This is a genomic window from Streptomyces sp. NPDC040405, assembly GCF_055595765.1.
Map to the genome: position 1 here is coordinate 1,675,941 of NZ_JBVIVI010000001.1, position 19,738 is coordinate 1,695,678.

The 19,738-nt window shown below is 69.4% G+C and carries 23 protein-coding genes and 1 tRNA gene; 7 read left to right on the top strand and 17 right to left on the bottom strand.

Features of this window, described 5'->3' with window-relative positions; all coding sequences use genetic code 11:
• Positions 1-117 precede the first annotated feature (117 nt).
• From ACZ59A_RS06830 to ACZ59A_RS06840, 3 genes are all read left to right on the top strand, one after another.
• Entirely contained in the window at positions 118-807 is a 690-nt protein-coding gene (locus tag ACZ59A_RS06830) for an HNH endonuclease signature motif containing protein (RefSeq protein WP_470954406.1), read from the top strand.
• A complete protein-coding gene (locus ACZ59A_RS06835) occupies positions 804-1,475 on the top strand; it encodes an HNH endonuclease (protein ID WP_470954409.1) in 672 nt (223 codons plus the stop codon). Before ACZ59A_RS06830 ends, ACZ59A_RS06835 begins: the two co-directional genes overlap by 4 nt.
• Positions 1,476-1,528: 53 nt before the next feature.
• Positions 1,529-1,612, top strand: a tRNA-Leu gene (locus ACZ59A_RS06840).
• Positions 1,613-1,669: 57 nt separating this feature from the next.
• Here the strand turns inward: ACZ59A_RS06840 and rdgB are convergent.
• The 4 genes from rdgB to ACZ59A_RS06860 all read right to left on the bottom strand — a co-directional run bounded on the left by rdgB (position 1,670) and on the right by ACZ59A_RS06860 (position 3,911).
• On the bottom strand, positions 1,670-2,311 hold the full coding sequence (rdgB, locus tag ACZ59A_RS06845; RefSeq protein WP_470954412.1) for an RdgB/HAM1 family non-canonical purine NTP pyrophosphatase: 642 nt from the start codon (positions 2,309-2,311) through the stop codon (positions 1,670-1,672).
• A gap of 14 nt (positions 2,312-2,325) precedes the next feature.
• The gene (locus ACZ59A_RS06850) at positions 2,326-2,730 is read right to left on the bottom strand and encodes a hypothetical protein (RefSeq protein ID WP_470954414.1); all 405 of its coding nucleotides are present in this window, start codon (positions 2,728-2,730) and stop codon (positions 2,326-2,328) included.
• Between the two features lie 60 nt (positions 2,731-2,790).
• Positions 2,791-3,516: a ribonuclease PH gene (gene rph, locus ACZ59A_RS06855; RefSeq protein WP_468052823.1), complete on the bottom strand. Its 726-nt coding sequence runs from the start codon at positions 3,514-3,516 to the stop codon at positions 2,791-2,793.
• A gap of 101 nt (positions 3,517-3,617) precedes the next feature.
• Positions 3,618-3,911, bottom strand: a complete 294-nt coding sequence (locus tag ACZ59A_RS06860) for a PTS sugar transporter subunit IIB (protein WP_470954690.1) — start codon at positions 3,909-3,911, stop codon at positions 3,618-3,620.
• Positions 3,912-4,107: 196 nt separating this feature from the next.
• Here ACZ59A_RS06860 and ACZ59A_RS06865 point away from each other — a divergent pair, with 196 nt between their 5' ends.
• The gene (locus ACZ59A_RS06865) at positions 4,108-5,343 is read left to right on the top strand and encodes a PTS transporter subunit EIIC (RefSeq protein ID WP_470954417.1); all 1,236 of its coding nucleotides are present in this window, start codon (positions 4,108-4,110) and stop codon (positions 5,341-5,343) included.
• Positions 5,344-5,417: 74 nt separating this feature from the next.
• Here ACZ59A_RS06865 and ACZ59A_RS06870 read toward each other — a convergent pair whose 3' ends face one another.
• The 8 genes from ACZ59A_RS06870 to clpS form a co-directional block, all read right to left on the bottom strand.
• A complete protein-coding gene (locus ACZ59A_RS06870) occupies positions 5,418-6,170 on the bottom strand; it encodes an MBL fold metallo-hydrolase (protein ID WP_470954420.1) in 753 nt (250 codons plus the stop codon).
• Between the two features lie 192 nt (positions 6,171-6,362).
• Positions 6,363-7,313: a PLP-dependent cysteine synthase family protein gene (locus ACZ59A_RS06875; protein ID WP_470954422.1), complete on the bottom strand. Its 951-nt coding sequence runs from the start codon at positions 7,311-7,313 to the stop codon at positions 6,363-6,365.
• Positions 7,313-7,591: a MoaD/ThiS family protein gene (locus ACZ59A_RS06880; protein ID WP_358633090.1), complete on the bottom strand. Its 279-nt coding sequence runs from the start codon at positions 7,589-7,591 to the stop codon at positions 7,313-7,315. The genes ACZ59A_RS06875 and ACZ59A_RS06880 overlap by 1 nt, the downstream gene beginning before the upstream one ends.
• 110 nt (positions 7,592-7,701) lie before the next feature.
• Positions 7,702-7,818: a putative leader peptide gene (locus tag ACZ59A_RS06885; RefSeq protein ID WP_468052815.1), complete on the bottom strand. Its 117-nt coding sequence runs from the start codon at positions 7,816-7,818 to the stop codon at positions 7,702-7,704.
• 91 nt (positions 7,819-7,909) lie between these two features.
• Entirely contained in the window at positions 7,910-8,332 is a 423-nt protein-coding gene (locus ACZ59A_RS06890) for a M67 family metallopeptidase (RefSeq protein ID WP_470954425.1), read from the bottom strand.
• 80 nt (positions 8,333-8,412) lie between these two features.
• A complete protein-coding gene (locus ACZ59A_RS06895; RefSeq protein WP_470954428.1) occupies positions 8,413-9,819 on the bottom strand; it encodes an amino acid permease in 1,407 nt (468 codons plus the stop codon).
• Between the two features lie 237 nt (positions 9,820-10,056).
• Entirely contained in the window at positions 10,057-10,665 is a 609-nt protein-coding gene (locus tag ACZ59A_RS06900) for a DUF2017 domain-containing protein (protein WP_470954429.1), read from the bottom strand.
• Entirely contained in the window at positions 10,665-10,976 is a 312-nt protein-coding gene (gene clpS / locus ACZ59A_RS06905; RefSeq protein WP_063735273.1) for an ATP-dependent Clp protease adapter ClpS, read from the bottom strand. Before clpS ends, ACZ59A_RS06900 begins: the two co-directional genes overlap by 1 nt.
• Positions 10,977-11,058: 82 nt before the next feature.
• Between clpS and ACZ59A_RS06910 the strand changes: the two genes are divergently transcribed.
• Together ACZ59A_RS06910 and ACZ59A_RS06915 are read left to right on the top strand one after the other, a co-directional pair.
• The gene (locus ACZ59A_RS06910) at positions 11,059-12,393 is read left to right on the top strand and encodes a nicotinate phosphoribosyltransferase (RefSeq protein WP_470954432.1); all 1,335 of its coding nucleotides are present in this window, start codon (positions 11,059-11,061) and stop codon (positions 12,391-12,393) included.
• A gap of 95 nt (positions 12,394-12,488) precedes the next feature.
• Positions 12,489-13,073, top strand: a complete 585-nt coding sequence (locus ACZ59A_RS06915; RefSeq protein ID WP_468052805.1) for a nicotinamidase — start codon at positions 12,489-12,491, stop codon at positions 13,071-13,073.
• 152 nt (positions 13,074-13,225) lie between these two features.
• Here the strand turns inward: ACZ59A_RS06915 and ACZ59A_RS06920 are convergent, their stop codons facing one another.
• Positions 13,226-13,537: a hypothetical protein gene (locus ACZ59A_RS06920; RefSeq protein WP_468052803.1), complete on the bottom strand. Its 312-nt coding sequence runs from the start codon at positions 13,535-13,537 to the stop codon at positions 13,226-13,228.
• A 112-nt stretch (positions 13,538-13,649) separates the two neighbouring features.
• Positions 13,650-16,037 carry an immune inhibitor A domain-containing protein gene (locus tag ACZ59A_RS06925; protein ID WP_470954436.1) on the bottom strand — a complete coding sequence of 796 codons (2,388 nt, stop codon included), beginning with the start codon at positions 16,035-16,037 and terminating at the stop codon, positions 13,650-13,652.
• Between the two features lie 331 nt (positions 16,038-16,368).
• Between ACZ59A_RS06925 and ACZ59A_RS06930 the strand changes: the two genes are divergently transcribed.
• The gene (locus ACZ59A_RS06930; protein WP_470954437.1) at positions 16,369-16,641 is read left to right on the top strand and encodes a hypothetical protein; all 273 of its coding nucleotides are present in this window, start codon (positions 16,369-16,371) and stop codon (positions 16,639-16,641) included.
• On the opposite strand, the gene ACZ59A_RS06935 is transcribed toward ACZ59A_RS06930, so the two are convergent.
• The 3 genes from ACZ59A_RS06935 to ACZ59A_RS06945 form a co-directional block, all read right to left on the bottom strand.
• A complete protein-coding gene (locus ACZ59A_RS06935; protein ID WP_468052798.1) occupies positions 16,627-17,133 on the bottom strand; it encodes an RDD family protein in 507 nt (168 codons plus the stop codon). The genes ACZ59A_RS06930 and ACZ59A_RS06935 overlap by 15 nt on opposite strands.
• A gap of 61 nt (positions 17,134-17,194) precedes the next feature.
• On the bottom strand, positions 17,195-17,776 hold the full coding sequence (locus ACZ59A_RS06940; RefSeq protein ID WP_470954440.1) for an RDD family protein: 582 nt from the start codon (positions 17,774-17,776) through the stop codon (positions 17,195-17,197).
• Between the two features lie 76 nt (positions 17,777-17,852).
• Positions 17,853-19,541, bottom strand: a complete 1,689-nt coding sequence (locus tag ACZ59A_RS06945) for an RDD family protein (RefSeq protein ID WP_470954443.1) — start codon at positions 19,539-19,541, stop codon at positions 17,853-17,855.
• Between the last annotated feature and the right edge of the window lie 197 nt (positions 19,542-19,738).

Sequence of the window (19,738 nt, forward strand, 5' to 3'; positions counted from 1 at the left end):
CGGGGCGGTCGAACTCCGCATGCGAGGTCCCGCACCCGGGGTGCGTAACCACTGGGCGGGTGATTCGTTACTCAGTGCGAGGGTGCGACAGGTGACCGCACCGGGGGGAAGGGAACCATGCCGGTGAGCCCGTATACGCGAGAACGCCTTGCCGAAGCCGCAGGATCCTCGACGACCCTGTCCAAGGCTTTGATCAAACTCGGGGTTGACCCCAGAAGCTCGACGCGCCGCTATATCCACGAGCGCATGAAGAGAATGGGCATCGATACCTCGCACTTCCAACGAGAGGGCGGCCGCTGGACGAGGGAGATCCTCGAATCCGCAGTGGCAGCGTCAACGAACATGTGTGATGTCCTGCGACATCTAGGACTCGACATCGTAGGCGGCCAGCACACTCACATCAGCCGCCGAATTCGCGCCTTCGGAATTGACACATCACATTTCGAACGAGCGCCCCGCAGCGAGAAGACGAAGAACATCGGGCGTCGGCGGTCGCCTGAGGAACTCCTCGTGGAATCAGATCCACTCACCGCCCGTCGCGCGCCCAGCGCGCGCCTCAAGCTCGCGATGCTGGAGCGCGGAGTTGATGAGCGTTGCGCGCGATGTGGCGCCGAGCCGTTCTGGCGCGGGCGCCCCCTCCCCCTGGAGGTCGATCACATCGACGGCGACTGGCGGAACAACCGGCTCGAGAATTTGCGGCTCTTGTGCCCCAACTGCCACTCGACCACGGACACCTATCGCGGACGCGGCAAGGGCCGACGCGCCAGCGGCCAACGGAAGGAAGCCAGGACCGGGGCCGCGGAATGAGCGGCGGTGTCCAGTACACCCAGGAACTCCTGGAAAGGGCGGCAGCGGCCTGCGTGAGCATCGATGAGGTCATCGCCTTCTGCGGTGTTCGTCCCTACCACCAGCTCCGGCGCCACCTGTTCAAGCGGTTCGACCACTTCGGCATCGACATCTCACACTTCGAACCGAGCGGCATCCGCGAGGCCGCACCCCGGCCCTCCAAGGCCCGGCTTCGGGAAGCCGTCGGCAACTCCATTTCCATCGCCGGCGCATTGCGACAACTGGGCAGACCTGACAGCACCAGGGCTCGGACACTCTTCCGCCGGTGGGTGGCAGAGGACGGTCTCGACACCGAGCACTTTCTCGGGCAGGCCCATCAACAAGGAAAGCGGCGGCAAGCCAAGCCACCCGAGCAGGTGCTCGTCAAGCATGACGGCGCACGGCGCACACGAACATCTGCCTTACGTCGAGCGCTTCACGACATCGGCGTACCCGAACGGTGCTTCGAACGCGGGACCGGAGCGTCGTGGGGCGGCAGACCCATGACGCTGGAAGTCGACCACGTCAACGGCGACTGGAGCGATGACCGGCCCGAGAATGTACGGCTCCTCTGCCCGAACTGCCACGCCGTCACGGCAACCTGGTGTCGGGGCGGCAGATCCCGGGGAAAGCCTCAGGCCGGTCCGTGACGCATACCCGCGTGTCACAGGAGCCGTCGGCCCGCTAGGATGGCTAGCACCTGGCGGTCGTTGCTGAATTGGTATAAGCGAGGGTTTTAGGTGCCCTTGGGAGAAATCCCATGTGGGTTCGAGTCCCACCGGCCGCACGTACCTTGGATTCGAAGGCGCGGTCCGCACATCAGCGGACCGCGCCTTCGTGTCGCTCACCCCAGCAGCTCGCGCACCACCGGTGCCATCGCGCGGAACGCCTGGCCTCGGTGGCTGATGGCGTTCTTCTCGTCCGGGGTGAGTTCGGCGCAGGTGCGGGTGTCGCCGTGGGGCTGGAGGATCGGGTCGTAGCCGAAGCCGCCGCCGCCGGTGGGTTCGTGGCGGAGGGTGCCGGTGAGGCGGCCGGAGACGACGCGTTCGGTGCCGTCGGGGAGGGCGAGGGCCGCGGCGCATTCGAAGTGGGCGGTGCGGTGCTCGTCGGGGACGTCGCGGAGCTGGCCGAGCAGCAGGTCGAGGTTGGCGTGGTCGTCGCCGTGGCGGCCGGACCAGCGGGCGGAGAAGATGCCGGGGGCGCCGCCCAGGACGTCGACGCAGAGCCCCGAGTCGTCGGCGATGGCCGGGTGGCCGGTGGCCTGGGCCAGGGCGTGGGCCTTGAGGAGGGCGTTCTCGGCGAAGGTGACGCCGGTTTCCTTGACGTCCGGGACCTCCGGATAGGCGTCGGCGCCCACGAGTTCGACGTCGAGCCCGGCGTCGCCCAGGATCGAGCGCAGCTCGGTGATCTTGTACGCGTTACGGGTGGCCAGGATCAGGCGTCGGGGGTGGGCGCTGTCCGCCCCTGCGGTGTGCTGTGGCTGCATAGCTGTCGATTAGATCAGGGCGTGCAGACGTTGGTCAGTTCGGCGGTGGCGTCCTTGACCGGGGTCAGGTCGGGGTGCTTGCCGCTGTCGACGGAGGTCTGGACGTTGTCCACGGCCTTCCGGAGGTCGCCCAGGGCCTTGCCGACGTCCGCGTTGTCGGTCTGGTCGCCGACCTTGCCGATGTCCTTGTCGAGGGCGTCGAGGACCTTGTCGGCGTCGGTGGGGTTGTCGGCGGCGCCGGAGAGGGCGTCCTGGAGGTTGTCCACGTCGTTGGATATGTCGACCGCGAGACGGCCGCAGTCGAGGGCCTTGTCGACGGCATCGCAGCCGACGGTGAGCGGCGCCAGGAAGGCGACGGCGGCGAGTGTGGTGGCGGCGGCGAAACGGTGGCGGTCGCGGCGGGCCTGGCGCGGCGTCATGGACGGTCCCCCTGGGATCGGATGCGGGCGCGCGCGGGTTCGCGCGCGCCCCTCATCTGACTAAACGCCCAGCGCCGCCCGCTGGTTGCCCGCCAGCTCGACGCATCCGCCGACGGCGAGGTCGAGCAGGCTGTTCAGCTCGTCGCGGGCGAAGGGCTCGCCCTCCGCGGTGCCCTGGACCTCGACGAAACGGCCGTCGCCGGTGCAGACGACGTTCATGTCGGTTTCGGCGCGCACGTCTTCCTCGTAGCACAGGTCGAGCAGCGGGACGCCGCCGACGATGCCGACGCTGACGGCCGAGACCGTCCCGGTGAGCGGCTGGCGCCCGGCCTTGATGAGCTTCTTGCCCTGGGCCCAGGAGATCGCGTCGGCGAGGGCCACGTAGGCGCCGGTGATGGCGGCGGTGCGGGTGCCGCCGTCGGCCTGGAGGACGTCGCAGTCGAGGACGACGGTGTTCTCGCCGAGGGCCTTGAAGTCGATGACGGCGCGCAGCGAGCGGCCGATGAGGCGGGAGATCTCGTGGGTGCGGCCACCGATCTTGCCGCGGACAGACTCGCGGTCACCGCGGGTGTTGGTGGCGCGCGGCAGCATCGCGTACTCGGCGGTGACCCAGCCCTCGCCGCTGCCCTTGCGCCAGCGCGGAACGCCCTCGGTGACGCTCGCGGTGCACAGGACGCGGGTGTCGCCGAAGGAGACGAGGACAGAGCCCTCGGCGTGCTTGCTCCATCCGCGTTCGATGGTCACGGGGCGGAGCTGGTCGGGCGTACGGCCGTCGATACGAGACATGGGATGAGCCTATCGGCAACACCGAGGGCCCCGGTCCGGTGAGGGAGCGGGGCCGGGACGGGCTTCAGACCACGGCCGTCAGCGCGTTCGCATCAGGTCGTTCACATCAGGTCTTCGATCTCGGCGGCGATGGGGTCGGCGTCGGTGCCGATGACGACCTGGATCGCGGTGCCCATCTTCACCACGCCATGGGCGCCGGTGGCCTTCAGGGCGGCCTCGTCGACCAGGGAGGGGTCCTTGACCTCGGTGCGGAGACGGGTGATGCAGCCCTCGATCTCGACGATGTTGTCGATGCCGCCGAGCCCCGCGACGATCTTCTCAGCCTTGCTGGCCATGTCCACTCCCTGTTGTCCTGAGCTGTCCTGTGTTGTCCTGTTGTCTCGGCCCTTCGGGATACCGGATGAACGGCCTTCTTACGGTAACCACGCGGGCCCGGCCGCGCAGGATCGCCAGTGGTTCAGACCACATCGGAACGAAAGATTCCTTTATCCGATCCTCACGTGCTACAACAGGTCTACACCACATGTGGTGTAGACCATATCGCGGGCCGTCCCCAGTATCCCGAGCGCCCGCCTCACCAGGAGGAATCCGATGAGCACGGCCACCGCCTCGGCGGCGCCCGCCCAGAAGCGGGGCGCCGGTCTGATCAAGGGTATGCAGAAGATCGGACGCAGTCTCCAGCTGCCCGTCGCCGCCCTGCCCGCCGCGGGCATCCTGAGCCGACTGGGCCAGGACGACGTCTTCGGCAAGGCGGGGCTCGGCTGGAACAAACTCGCGGAGATCTTCGCCCACGCGGGCGGCGCGCTCTTCGACAACCTGGCCCTGCTGTTCTGCCTCGGTGTCGCCATCGGCTTCGCGAAGAAGTCGGACGGCACGACGGCGTTCGCGGCCCTGGTCGGATTCCTCGTCTACAAGAACGTGCTGACCGGCTTCGTCAGCGACGTCACCGGCAAGCCGCAGGACCCGGGCGTCCTCGGCGGCATCGTGGTGGGCATCACGGCCGCCGTGCTGTGGGAGAAGTACCACCGCACCCGGCTGCCGGACTGGCTGGGCTTCTTCAGCGGCCGCCGCTTCATCCCGATCCTGATGTCCTTCGCGGGCGTGCTGTACGGCGTCATATTCGGCTTTCTGTGGGGGCCGATCGGCGACGGTCTGAACAGCTTCTCCGAGTGGCTCTCGGCCAACGGCGCGATCGGCTCCGGCATCTTCGGCGTGGTCAACCGGCTGCTGATCCCCGTCGGCATGCACATGCTGCTGAACTCGTTCGCCTGGTTCCAGTTCGGCGACTTCTCCTCGGGCGGGCAGACCTGGCACGGCGACATCGCGCGCTACTTCCACGACGACCCGTCGGCCGGAATGTTCATGACCGGCTTCTTCCCGATCATGATGTTCGCCCTCCCGGCGGCCGGTCTGGCGATCGCGCACTGCGCGCGCCCGGAGCGCCGCAAGGCCGTGATGGGCATGATGATCTCGGTCTCGCTGACCGCCTTCGTGACCGGGGTGACGGAGCCGATCGAGTTCTCGTTCATGTTCATCGCGCCGGTGCTGTACGGAATCCACGCCGTGCTCACGGGCGTGTCCATGGCGCTGACCTGGGCGCTCGGGATACGCAGCGGCTTCACGTTCTCGGGCGGGCTCTTCGACTACCTGCTGGGGTGGTCGCACAGCGAGAAGGCCTGGATGATCATCCCGATCGGGCTGGCGTTCGCCGTCCTCTACTACGTGGTGTTCCGCTTCGTGATCACGAAGTTCAACATCCCGACGCCAGGCCGAGAACCGGAGGACTCCCTCGACGACGCGGCCGCGACGAGCGCCGCCAAGCCCTAGGGGGCACCACGTGAAACGGGCCGGATCCGCGGAGGCGGATCCGGCCCGTTCGCGTACGAGGAGGGCCCGGGCGCTCAGACCTCGTAGACGGCGCCCGCGCGCGCCAGGGTCACCGGGCCGTCGAAGACGGCCTCGGCGTCGCGCTGGTTGAGCTGCGGGTCGGTCCACGGCGGGATGTGGGTGAGGACCAGGGCGGCGGCGCCCGCGGTCTGCGCGTGCTCACCGGCCTGGCGGCCGTTGAGGTGCAGCTCCGGGATGTCTTCCTTGCCGTGGGTGAAGGCCGCCTCGCAGAGGAAGAGGTCGGCGTCCCGGGCCAGGTCGGTCAGGGCCTCGCAGGGGCCGGTGTCACCGGAGTAGACCAGGGCGCGGTCCCCGTGCTCGATGCGGAAGCCGAAAGCCTCCACGGGGTGGCAGACCCGGGCGGTACGGATCGTGAAGGGGCCCAGTTCGAAGGTGCCCGGGGTCAGGGTGCGGAAGTCGAAGACCTCCTGCATCGACTTCTCGTCGGGCACGTCGTCGTACGCCTGGACCAGCCTGCGTTCGGTGTCCTCGGGCCCGTAGACCGGGATCGCCTCGGCGCGGCCTCCGTCGTGCCGGTAGTAGCGCGCGACGAAGTAGGCGCACATGTCGATGCAGTGGTCGGGGTGGAGATGGGAGAGGATCACGGCGTCGAGGTCGTAGAGACCGCAGTGGCGCTGCAGCTCGCCGAGGGCGCCATTGCCCATGTCGAGGAGCAGCCGGAAGCCGTCGGCCTCTACGAGGTAGCTCGAACAGGCCGATTCCGCGGACGGGAACGACCCCGAGCATCCGACGACGGTGAGCTTCATGGAGCAGGAACCTCCTTGGAGGGTCCCCATGCCGAGGGCCATGGGCGAGGCGACGGGTGCGGGGTCATACGGGGTGCCCACGAGCGTAAGGCGCTAAAGCCCTGGTAGCTCCTCCACAGGCCCGCGTTGTGGGCGGAATCACCAGGACGGAGCCCCGGACAGCCACGTATGCCCGCACCCGGGCCGGGATACCTACGCCCAGAGCTGGCCGTGCAGGGTCTCGACCGCCTCCTCGGTGGTGGCCGCGGTGTAGACGCCGGTCGACAGGTACTTCCAGCCGCCGTCGGCGACGACGAAGACGATGTCGGCGCTCTCGCCCGCCGCGACCGCCTTGCGGGCGACGCCGAGGGCGGCGTGCAGCGCGGCGCCGGTGGAGACGCCCGCGAAGATGCCCTCCTCGGAAAGGAGTTCACGGGTACGGGCCACCGCGTCCTCGGAGCCGACGGAGAAGCGGGTGGTCAGCACGGACTCGTCGTACAGCTCGGGGACGAAGCCCTCATCCAGATTACGCAGCCCGTATACGACGTCGTCGTAGCGCGGCTCCGCGGCGACGATCCGTACGTCGGGCTTGTTCTCGCGCAGGAAGCGGCCGACGCCCATCAGGGTGCCGGTGGTGCCCAGACCCGCCACGAAGTGGGTGACGGAGGGCAGGTCGGCCAGGATCTCGGGGCCGGTGGTGGCGTAGTGGGCGCCCGCGTTGTCCGGGTTCCCGTACTGGTAGAGCATCACCCAGTCGGGGTGCTCGGCGCTCAGTTCCTTGGCCACCCGGACGGCGGTGTTGGAGCCACCCGCGGCGGGCGAGGAGATGATCTCCGCGCCCCACATGGCGAGCAGCTGGCGCCGCTCCTCGCTGGTGTTCTCCGGCATGACGCACACGATGCGGTAGCCCTTGAGCTTGGCCGCCATGGCGAGCGAGATGCCGGTGTTGCCGGAGGTCGGCTCCAGGATGGTGCAGCCGGGCGTCAACCGGCCGTCCTTCTCGGCCTGTTCGATCATGTGGAGCGCGGGGCGGTCCTTGATCGAACCGGTCGGGTTGCGGTCCTCCAGCTTCGCCCAGACCCGGACCTCCGGGGAGGGCGAGAGCCGTGGCAGCCGGACGAGCGGCGTGTTGCCGACCGCTGCCAGGGGGCTGTCGTACCGCATCAGCGCATTCCACCGGCGACGGCCGGGAGGATGGTCACGCTGTCGCCGTCGGAGAGCTTGGTGGTGATGCCGTCGAGGAAGCGGACGTCCTCGTCGTTCAGGTAGACGTTGACGAAGCGGCGCAGCTCGCCACCGTCGACCAGGCGCTCCTGGATGCCGGTGTGCCGGGACTCCAGGTCGGCGAAGAGCTCGGCGACCGTGGTCCCGCTGCCCTCGACCGCCTTCTGGCCGTCGGTGTAGGTGCGGAGGATGGTCGGGATGCGGACCTCGATGGCCATGTCTGGATCTCCTGTGGGAGGGCGGGGTGGGCTTCCGGACCGGATCGATGGGGCCGGAGGGCGTCGTCGATGGGCTTCGGGCGGCGGGCAGCGAGACGGTGCGTACGCGCTCAGGCGGCCTCGGCGCGGCGCGGACACATCGCGCTGGCGAGACGGCACAGGTCGACGTGGAGCCGCGCCACGAGCAGCATGCCCGGCGTCTTCTCGCTCACGTCATCGAAAACCATGAACTCATCGTATCGATTCCCGATCCGGCCCCCGGAAGCGTGTCCCGTGATACGGACGGGTAACAACCGTGATGCGAGACGACCTTTCGGGTCAGCCCGGGATGATCTCGACTTCTTCCTCGGAGACCTCGCCGTCGACGATCCGGAAGGACCGGAACTGGAAGGGCCCCTCCTCGTTGCCGCAGTCGGCGGTGGACACGAGGACGTAGTGCGCCCCGGGCTCATTGGCGTACGTGATGTCCGTACGGGAGGGGTATGCCTCGGTCGCGGTGTGCGAGTGATAGATCACGACCGGCTCTTCGTCGCGGTCGTCCATCTCGCGGTAGAGCTTGAGCAGATCGACCGAGTCGAACTCGTAGAACGTGGGAGAACGGGCCGCGTTCAGCATCGGGATGAACCGTTCGGGGCGGCCGCTTCCGGCCGGGCCCGCGATCACGCCGCACGCCTCGTCCGGGTGGTCGGCCCGGGCGTGGGCGACGATCTGGTCGTGGAGGGCCTGGGTGATGGTCAGCATGCCCCAAAGAATAGGAGGCGGGCTCCGGACTTAAGTCCGGAGCCCGCCTGCTGAGACGATGCGCCCAAGGGGCGGAAGCGTCAGTCCTTGGCGAACTCGGGCTCGCGCTCCGGGTCGGTCACGTCGGGCGTCCGGTTCTTGAGCACGAACCAGCCGACCACCATGATCACGGCCCAGCCCGCGCCGACGTACAGGCAGATGCGGGTGTCCTTGTCGTACGCGATCAGACCGGTGACGCCGATGAGCCAGACCAGCGCGACCCAGCTGAAGACCGAACCGCCGGGCGCCGGGAAGGACGAGGCGGGCAGCCGGCCGGCCACGACGGCGCGGCGGTAGCGGATGTGGCTGATCAGGATCATCGCCCAGGCCCAGATGCCCGCCACGGTGGCCACCGAGGTGACGTAGACGAAGACCTTGTCCGGGACGGTGTAGTTCAGTATCACGCCGATGCCCATGAGGAAGGCGGAGAGGGCGATACCGGCGAACGGGGTCTTGCGGGCGTTGAGCTTGCCGAAGACGCCCGGCGCCTCGCTGTTGGCGGCCAGGTCGCGCAGCATGCGGCCGGTGGAGTACATGCCGGAGTTACAGGAGGACAGGGCCGCGGTGAGGACGACGAAGTTGACGATGCCCGCCGCGAAGGGGATGCCGATCACCGAGAAGGCGTGCACGAAGGGGCTCTCGCCCGCGGAGAACTCGGTCCACTTCACGACGGAGAGGATGACGAGCAGGGCGCCGACGTAGAAGACGATGATGCGCCACGGCAGGGTGTTGATCGCCTTGGGCAGGGTCTTCTCGGGGTCCTGGGACTCACCCGCGGTGATGCCGACCAGCTCGACGGCGAGGTAGGCGAACATGACGCCCTGAAGCGTCATCAGGCTGTCGCCTATGCCGTTCGGGAAGAAGCCGCCGTGGGACCAGAGGTTGGAGGGAGCCGCGGTGTCACCGGCCTCCGAGAAGCCGAGGGTCAGCACGCCGAGGCCGATGACGATCATGCCGATGATCGCGGTGACCTTGACCATCGAGAACCAGAACTCGACCTCGCCGAAGATCTTCACCGAGATCAGGTTGACGCCGAAGAGCAGCACCAGGAAGACCAGGGCGCTGACCCACTGCGGGATCGACGGGAACCAGAAGTGGATGTAGATGGCCGCGGCGGTCAGCTCGGCCATTCCGGTCACGACCCACATGAGCCAGTAGGTCCAGCCGGTGACATAGCCGAAGAACGGGCCGAGGAACTCGCGGGCGTACTCCGCGAAGGACCCCGAGACGGGGCGGTACAGGAGCAGCTCACCGAGCGCTCGCATGATGAAGAAGATGATGACGCCCGCGAGGGCGTACATCAGTATGATGCTGGGCCCCGCCTTGGCGATGTTGGCCCCGGCCCCCATGAACAGACCGACACCGATGGCACCGCCGATGGCGATCATCTGTACCTGGCGACTACCCAGGCCGCGCTCGTAGCCCTCTTCGGGCGCCGCTGAGGTCATGTGGTGTGCCTTTCTCCCTATGCGGCTGGCGATCGTGAAGATTTATCACGACAGCAGCACTGATCCACTCAGCGGAATGTGAGGCACGCCACAAGAAGAAGGGGACAAACGGCGTCGCGCGCAACAAAGAGCGCGGACGCGGTGATGCGATCGTTATTCGGAGTTGAGCACTCCCTAAACGAACACTCAGTGATCACAAGCGGAAGCAACCACACCATAGGCGTCACGCCACACGCGTCACGCCATCAGCGTCTCGATGAGCGTCTCCTGAAGCCCGCCGAGCCAGAAGTACGCCATCACCATCGGCTTGCGGGGATCGGAATCGGGGAGTCCGAGCAGCTCGCCGCCGTCGTCGTCATCGGTGACCTCCAGCCGGGTCCCGATCGCGAGCCGCAGATCGTTGAGGGCGCCGAGCCACTGCCGGGACTTCTGCGGGGCCAGCTCCAGCACCGCCTGGTCCTTGGCGGCCGGGCCGGTGGGCAGCGAGTCCAGGTCGCGCACCATCGCCAGGACGTCATCGCGCTTACGAGCCCGCAGGTCGTTCTCGGTGTACCGGCGGAACTCCGCCGAGGCGGCGCGCGCCTCCTTCTCCGCGTCCTCGCCCAGCTCCTGGTCCGGCGCCACATAGGCGTCCGGGAACAGCCGGGCCAGCGCCGGGTCGCTCGGCGGCTTGGTGGGCCCCTCGGCGAACAGCGCGTCCAGCGGGTCCTCGCCCCCGGCCGGCTGGTCGCCGGGGCCGATCAGCTCCGCGAGCTGCACGGCGAGGCTGCGCAGGATGGAGATCTCCACCTCGTCCAGGGCGACGGCGGCACCACCGCCGGGCAGCGGCTCGAATCGTCCCGACATCAGCGCTCCTGCGTGAGCGTCGCCCACAGCCCGTACCCGTGCATCGCCTGCACGTCGCGCTCCATCTCCTCGCGGCTCCCACTGGAGACGATCGCGCGGCCCTTGTGGTGAACGTCGAGCATCAGCTTGTGCGCCTTGTCCTTGGAGTAGCCGAAGTAGCTCTGGAACACATACGTGACATAGCTCATGAGATTGACGGGGTCATTGTGGACCACCGTCACCCAGGGAACGTCCGGCTCGGGCACCTCCATCGGCGCCTCGCTGGCTTCAGGACGTTCGATCTCCACCGGACTGACACTCACACCCCCAATGCTGCCACCCGGCAGGGGCGGTTGCCTAAACCGGCACCCAGATCTCGTCACTCTGACGAGTATGCGAGGTAACATCATCAACATGGACACTGCGGACTTGGGACTGCCGGTGGACGTGCCGTCGACTGCGCTGTTCACCGACCGGTACGAACTCACCATGCTGCAGGCCGCGCTGCGGGCCGGCACCGCCGACCGCCGCTCGGTCTTCGAGGTCTTCACCCGGCGCCTGCCCGAGGGACGCCGCTACGGCGTCGTCGGGGGCACCGGGCGGGTCCTCGACGCCGTCGAGAACTTCCGCTTCGACGGCGGCGTCCTGGACTTCCTCGCCCAGCACCGGATCGTGGACGAGCCGACCCTCGCCTGGCTCGCCGACTTCCGCTTCCGCGGCGACATCTGGGGCTATCCGGAGGGCGAGGTCTACTTCCCCGGCTCGCCGATCATGCGGGTGGAGGGCACCTTCGCCGAGGCGGTGCTGCTGGAGACCGTGATCCTCTCCATCCTCAACCACGACTCGGCGGTCGCCGCCGCCGCGTCCCGGATGTCGGTCGCGGCGGGCGGGCGGCCGCTGATCGAGATGGGCGCGCGCCGCACCCATGAGCTGGCCGCCGTGGCCGCCGCCCGGGCCGCGTACGTCGGCGGCTTCGCCACCACCTCGGACCTCGCGGCCGGATTCCGCTACAACATCCCCACTGTCGGCACCAGCGCCCACGCCTTCACCCTGCTGCACGACAGCGAGCGCGACGCCTTCGTCGCCCAGGTCGACTCGCTCGGCAGCGACACCACTCTGCTGGTGGACACCTTCAATGTGGCCGAGGCCGTGCGCACCGCGGTGGAGACTGCCGGTACGGAGCTGGGCGCCGTCCGGATCGACTCCGGCGACCTGCTGCTGCTCGCCCACCGGGTGCGGCAGCAGCTGGACGACCTGGGCGCCAAGGGCACGAAGATCGTGGTCACCAGCGATCTGGACGAGTACGCCATCGCCTCGCTCGCCGCGGCCCCCGTGGACGCGTACGGGGTCGGCACCCGGCTGGTGACCGGCAGCGGCCACCCGACCTGCTCGATGGTCTACAAGCTGGTCGCCCGCGCCGAGTCCAACGCGGCGGACGCGCCGCTGGTCTCGGTGGCGAAGAAGTCCATGGGCGCGAAGACTTCGATCGGCGGCCGCAAGTGGGCGGCGCGGCGGCTGGACGCGGAGGGGGCGGCCGAGGCCGAGGTCGTCGGCAGCGGGCCCGTCCCGGAGGAGCTGGCCGACCGCCTGCTCCAGGTCGAGCTGGTGCGCGGCGGCGAGATCGTGGCCCGGGAGCCGCTGGACTCGGCGCGCGACCGCCATAAGGCCGCACGGGCGGGGCTGCCGCTGTCCGCGACGCAGCTGTCGCAGGGCGAGCCGGTTCTGCCCACGGAGTACTTGCAGACGTGAGGGGTACGTCCATGGCGTCCGCCGCTGCCGATTCCACCACCGCTCTATCTATCGCTGTTGTGACCACCACGGGACGAGCCGGAAGGCGTGCGTGAATGCACCGGGCACTGATCGTCGTCGACATCCAGAACGACTTCTGTGAAGGCGGAAGCCTCGCGGTGACGGGCGGCGCGGATATCGCCGCCGCGATCACCGACTACATCGGGGAGGCGACGCCCGGATACCGCCACATCGTGGCCAGCCGCGACCGCCACATCGACCCGGGTGATCACTTCTCCGACCACCCGGACTACGAGCGCAGCTGGCCGCCGCACTGCGTCGCGGGCACCGAGGGGGTGGGCTTCCACCCCAATTTCGCGCCCGCGGTGGCCTCGGGCGCGATCGACGCGGTCTTCGACAAGGGCGCGCACGCCGCGGCGTACAGCGGCTTCGAGGGCGTCGACGAGCACGGGACGCCGCTGGCGGCGTGGCTGCGGGAGCGGGGCGTGACGGAGGTGGACGTGGCCGGGATCGCCACGGACCACTGCGTGCGGGCCACGGCGCTGGACGCGCGGCGTGAGGGGTTCGTGACGCACGTACTGCTGGGGCTGACGGTGGGGGTGGCCCCGGCCACCACCGAGCGCGCCCTGGAGGAGCTGCGGGACGCGGGCGTCCATCTGAGCGGGCAGCCGGTGGCCTGACGCTCCCCCGGGCCCCGGGAGGCCCTGCGGGGCGCCCCGGGGCGGTCGCGGGCACGGCCGGGGTGCCGGGACCCTCAGACGGGCACCGAGGGGTCCCGGCGGGCCGCCAGAGGGCCGCCCGGCGAGCCGTCAGGCGGTCGGCAGGCGGGCCGTCAGGCCGTCGCCGCGGGGCGCAGGAGGGCGGCGATGCCGTGCCACAGCTCGCCGCCGATGTCGGGGGACGTACGCCAGACGAGGCCGTCGGGGTGGTGGAGCACCGCCGTCACCTCGTCGGGCGTCGGTGGCGCGCTGTTGCCGCGCAGATACACGGCGCGAAGCCCCAGGTTGCGCAGCCTGGTCAGGGCGCGCGCCCGGTTCGCGGCGTGCACCAGCACGCGCACGCCGCCTTCGCCCAGTGGGCGGGGCAGGGTCAGTGCCACCACCACACTGCCGCCCGGCAGCTTGGTGAATCCTCCGTCGGCCATACGGTTCATGTCCCCCGTGAGACGTCGTGTCAATAAGAAGGTCTAGGTGCATCTAAACGCGAACGGCCGTCGCCCGCTAGTGGGTGACGGCCGTCACGGCTTTGACCTGCGATTATGACGACGGGCCCACCTGAAGGGTCATCGTCTGGCCATCCGGGCGCTCCCGGAGGATCGAGATCCGGGTGTTGGTGTCAGCAACCTGCACCCCGGCGGTGGGGTTGGCTTTGTCCCAGTACATACCCTTGCGGTCGTCGAAGACCGGGACGCCCCGCTTGCCCTTGATCTTCGCGGCCTTCCCGTCCTTGTGGAGGGTGAAGCCGTCGGCCCGGTACCAGCTGAAGGTCGAGTCGTACGCCTGGATGCGGTTGCGCATCAGCGTGCCGTCCGCCCACTTCTCCGGGGTGGCGTGCGCGTCGACCGGGAGGATCAGGCCGGAGCCGGGGTGGACGCCGGTGTTGTTGTCCGGCTGCGAGGTGTCCCACTGCCAGATCAGCAGACCGTTCTGGTACGGGAAGTGCTCGACCCAGGAGGGGCGGGTGGAGGCCCAGCCGAAGTTGTACGGGCCGGCCTTGAGGGTCTTGTCGTAACTGACGTACTGGCGGTTCTCGGCGAGGTAGTACTGCGGGTAGTCCTTGGTGAAGGACTTGCCGACGCGCGAGAAGCCGTTCGCCGTCCAGCCGTTGTCGTCGCCCTCGGCGCCGTCGGTGACGACGGGCGTGCCGTCCGCGGTGAGGGTGAGGGCGTCGGCGGTGAAGCCCTTCTGGGCGACCCCGCTGTCCGTCTGGTAGCGGAAGCGGAGGTCGATCTTCTTACCGGCGTAGGCGTCCAGCGGGAAGGAGAGCTTCCGGTACGCCCCGGAGGTGCCGGTCAGCGCGGGCTTGTCGCCCGCGTCGCGCGGGATGGCCTTGCCGTCCGCGGTGCCGTCGACCGGCGTCCAGTTGGCGCCGCCGTCCGTGGAGACCTCGGTGTAGAGGTAGTCGAAGTTCTCCTCGATGTCCCACCAGCCCTGCAGGTCCAGGTTGGCCTTCGACTTGCCGGTGAGGTCGACGGACCGGGTGAGGGTGTTCTTCAGGTCGTCGCCCATTCCGCTCCACCACTGCTTGGTGCCCTCGGCGGGTGCGGTGATCTCGGTGGTGACGGGCTTGTCGGGGAGGCTGACGACCAGCGCCTGCTTGTTCTTGGTGTTGTACTCGGCGACCCCGAGGGTGTGCCGGGACTTCGTACCGGCCTTCGCGGTGCCGTAGTTGAGCCAGCCGAGCTGGAGCTTGTCCCAGGCGGACATGTCGCCCGGGAGGTCGCCTATAGAGTCCTGGCCGGTGCCCAGCCAGGAGCCCGCGGACATCAACGACCAGTAGGCGACGGAGGATTCGCCCTTGCCCGTGGTGTCGTACTCGTCGGGCAGGCCGAGGTCGTGGCCGTACTCATGGGCGTAGACGCCGAGGCCACCGTTCTCCGGCTGCATGGTGTAGTCGCCGACCCAGATGCCGGTGTCGCCGATCTGGGCGCCGCCCGCCTTGTTGGCGCCGGGGCCGGTGCTGCCCGCGTCGGAGCCGTACGCGTACCAGCGGTGCGCCCAGATCGCGTTCTCGCCCTCGGCGCCGCCGCCCGCGGACTCGTCCTCGCCGGCGTGCACGATCTGGAAGTGGTCGATGTAGCCGTCGGGCTCGTTGAAGTTGCCGTCGCCGTCGAAGTCGTAGCGGTCCCACTGGTCGTACTGGGCCAGGTCCGCCTTGATCTGCGCGTCGGTGCGACCGGCCGCCTTCTGGTCCTTGGCCCACTGGTTGACGCCGTCGCGGATCAGGTCCCAGGCGTTGGCGCAGTTGGTGTCGCCGCAGTAGTTGGAGCCGTAACGGGCCTCGTTCCAGTCGACCTTGACCCAGTCGGAGACCTCGCCGTCGACCGAGTAACGGCCCGAGGACTGCTTCTCGTAGTACTTCTTCAGGGACTCCTTGCCCTTGGCCTTCGAGAAGTAGAGGTCCTGGAAGTGCTTCCGGTTGTAGTCCTTCTGCCAGGCGGTGCTGTTGTCGACGGCACGGTCCGGCTCGGCGATCGTGTTGTGCGCGGGGCCCGGGGCGCCGCCGTACTTCTTCACCGGCGGCTCGGGGCCGTCGGCGCCGTCCGGGTCGTACATCGTGGTGTCGTCGACCTTGTCGCCGAACTCGACGAGCACGGTGAAGATCTTGTCGGTCTTCTCCCGGGCCAGCTCGACGTACTTGCCCTTGCCGAGCTTCACCACCTGCGACGCGCCGCGCCGCGTGGCCTCCTTGTCCCCGGATATGACCTGGCGCAGCGCGTCCTGGCGCTGGGCCTCCTGCTGCTTGCTGAACGGGCCCGCCAGATCGTGGTCGACGTCCGTCTTCGCGGGCGCCGGGTCATGGCGTTCGACACGCGTAGACGGCGCGTCCGCCTGGGCGATCCCCGTCGACAGCGCGGCCGCGCCGAGCGCGGCTACGACCGTGGCCACGGCGGCCGATCTGACCGCCCTCCGTTGACTGTTCACTTGTTCCTCCCCTTCCACACACCGGTGCCGCACATTTGACCGGAGAGGCAAGGGAAAAGACAGTCCTTGACTTGGACTTGAGGGATCGTTACGTTTCCCGGTCCGCCGTGTACCGGTTACCGGACACCCGCGGCCGCGCCGTTCGGGCAGGGGGAAACACGGTTGCACGCGACGGTGATTCCGTGCGCCCCCCGTGCACCGCCGTCGTGGGTGAGGTCACGCTTAGTCCCGCTCCCCATGGGGCATCCAGCACCGTAGAGTCATTTTGACGGCGCACATCTGCCCGATTCATGCCCCCGCATCCCGATGCCCCCTGAGGACGGATCCCGCCATGCCGCGTCCGACTTCTGCCCAGCTCGCCTACGGTTCGGCCACCGTCGTCCTGTCGACGCTGGCCATGCTGCTGCTGTCCGAAACCCGATCGGGCCTCGGGGTGGGCCTCGTGACCGTGGCCGGTCTCGCGCTCGGGCTGCTGGTAGCCCTCACCGTGCCGGTATCCCGTCCGACCCGCGCCGCCCGCGCCGGGCGTACGGTGCACAGCCACCGCCCGCTGGCCGGATCCGCGGCGGCCGAGTCCCCGCGGGAGCACTCACTGCACGGCTGACACCACGACCGTCCGCGCCGCCTTGTCGTGCAGGCAGCGCTGGAACGGCTTGTCCCACAGCAGCCACACCGCGTTCAGCACCCAGAACAGGGTGCCGATGAGCACCGGGATCAGCAGACCCGGCAGCGTGTAGACCGCTGCGCGCACCCAGCCCTGGCGGCCCGGAATGTTCCCGTCCGAGAGCATCGCCACGCGGATGCGCATCGCCTTCTTGCCGAGGGTCTGACCACTGCGGGCCAGCATCGTGCCCTCGTAGCCGAAATAGACCGCCATCGTGATGACCAGTCCGGCCATCACCTTGCCGAGGTCCTGCTGGCCCGGGTGCTCCATGCCGTACTGGAGCGCACCCGTCATGCCGAGCGCCACCGACCAGATGACGCCGAGCACGAGGCCGTCGATCAGCCGGGCCGCGAAGCGCTGGCCGGGCGTGGCCAGCGGGGGCATCCCGGCGAGGTCGGGGGACGGGGGCGACGACAGCGGGTCGGGGCTCATGCCTCCGATTACATCAGCAGCCCTCCGGGCGTCCCTCGGCGGGCCGATGGCTGCCGCGGGCTCACTCCTCGGTCGAGACGACGACCGTCCTGGCCACCTTGTCGTGCAGACACTGCCTATACGGCCGGTCCCAGGTGCACCACAAGACGTTGACCAGCCAGAAGACAAAGCCGCAGCAGGGCACGATCTCGGGGAGCGTATACGTGGCGGCGCGCGCCCAGCCGGGCCTGCCCACCGGGGGCTCGCCGGTCTCCAGCATGGCCACCCGGATCTTCATCGCCTTCTTGCCGAGGGTCTGCCCGTAGTGGGTCAGCATCAGCCCCTCGTAGACGAAGTACACCACCACGTAGACGAGCGTGAACACGGACGAGCGGGCGTCGCTGCCGTTGCCCATCGGGTAGTAGGTGCCCAGGATCAGGGCCATGATCAGACCGAGCGGGATCCCGACGATCAGCCCGTCGATGATCCGGGCGACGAGGCGGCGGCCGAGGTGGGCGAGCGGGGGCATGCCCGCGAGCGGATCGTCCCCGCCGTCGTGATCGCCGTAGGGGGAACCGTTCGCCCGCGGCGGCGGCTGCTGCTTGGCGAACGGATCCCGGTCACGCGGCTCGTCCCCGGGTGGCGGCGGCTGGTCGGTGCTCATCTCCCGAGTCGACCGCCGATCGGGGGCGATCGCATCCGGCGCGCCCCGTTCGGGCGATCCGGATGGTCCAATCGCCTCAGCCCGCCGTGGCGACGAAGGTGCGCGCGACCTTGTCGTGCCAGCACTGCCGCCAGGGGCGGTCGACCAGGCACCACAGCACGTTCACCACGCCGACCACCAGCACCCCGAGCACCCCGTACACCAGCCAGCGGCGCAGGGCGGCGCCGAACGACGGGGTGTCGTGGTCCTCGATGTCCAGCACCCGCACCCCGCACAGCTTCTTGCCGAGCGTACGGCCCCACAGGGACGTCGGCAGGGCCTCCAGGAGGATCCCGGCGAGCAGCAGCACGCCCAGCACGATGGCGAGATAGCCGCTGGTGGTGCCGTCGAGGAAGTAGACGGTCACGGTCTCGCCGGACTGCTTGGCCGTCTCCACCTTCTCGTCGATGTGGTCGGCGGCCTTCCCCCACAGCGGGAAGCCGGCCCCGCCCGCGATGGCGAGCAGCACGATCATGTCGATCAGCCGGGCGGCGAAGCGACGGCCGAGCCCGGCGGGCCGCCCCTGGGCCTGGGCGGCCTGGAGGAACGGGTTGTCGACCGGCGGCTTCCAGGGGATGACGCTCTCGGGCGCGCCCTGCTGGGGCGCCGGGGGCTGCTGGGGCTGCTGGGGCTGTTGCGGCTGCGGTGGCTGCTGGGGGTGGTGCTGCTGGGGCTGTTGCTGGGCGAGCTGGTGCACCTGCTGCTGCCAGCCGGGGCCGCCGTGGGAGGGCTGGGCCGGGATGCCGCCGAAGGGCTGCTGCGGGGGTTGCTGGTGCGGCTGTGACTGCTGGTGCGGCTGCTGGGGTTGCTGAGGCTGCTGGGGCTGAGGCTGCTGGGGCTGAGACTGGGGCGACTGCTGGGGGCCTTGCGGGGCCCCGCGGTCGAGCGCACGGAACGTCATCGTGCCCTCGTCGCGGCCGGTCGGCCGCAGCGCACGCATCGCCATCGTGCCGTCCGGCACACCGGACTCGGCCGAGGGCGAGGACGGGGACGAGGACGAAGGCGAGGCCGAGGGCAGCTCGGGGTTGCCGCGTATGGCGGGGAGGGCGTGGGTGCCGCGGTCCCGGTGGTCGCCCGCACCGCCCGTACCGTCCGTGGCGCCGCCGCGCATCATCAGCGTGCCCTGGTCACGACCGCCTTCACCACGGCCGCTTCCGTCATGGTCCGGGGAGCCGTCCGCCGCGCCGCGCGGATCGGGCACCCCCGCGCGCGGGTCGTCCGACTCCGAGCCCCAGGAGATCCGGCGGTCCTGCTCGCCGCCGAACCCGGACTGATGGGACGCGTCGGCCTGCCAGGCGGCCCCGGCTCCGGGGCGGATGCCGTGCAGCCGCTGCGGATCGTCCCAGTCCACCGGGGCGGCCATGCCACCGGGCGGCACCGGCTCGGTGCCCATGACGCTGCCCGGGCCCAAGTCCCGTACGTCCATCTCACCGCGCGGCCGCACCTCGGGCAGTGCCGCGCCCCCGGTCTCCTCCGCGGGCAGCGGCTGCGGCTCCTCGTCGAGGAACATCGGGCCGGTCTCGTCCGGTACCGGGCTGGTGACCTGGGTGTGGGTGACTCCGGGCGGCGCGGCGGGCATGGCCTCGCCCTCGGCCGGGGCGGGCCGACTGGTGCCGGGCACCCATGCCGCGCCGTTCCAATACCGGATGTAGTGGGGAATGGACGGATCCGGATAAAAACCCGGAATGGAGCTGCCGTCAGCGGATCCTGAGGAAGGGGCGCTCATGATCTCCGATGTCCCGTATCTGTGCTCGCCGTGCTGCTGTGCTGCGCTGCGTCTGTGCGGTGCCTCGCGGTGGGGGCGGTAGGAAGTCTGCCGTAAAGGTGCCGCAGTGCAACCCGGAGCGCGCTGGTCAAGGTGTATCAGACGGGCCCGCGGCCCGTACCCTCCCTTCCGTGCACCGCCCGCCGGTGTGCGGGTGG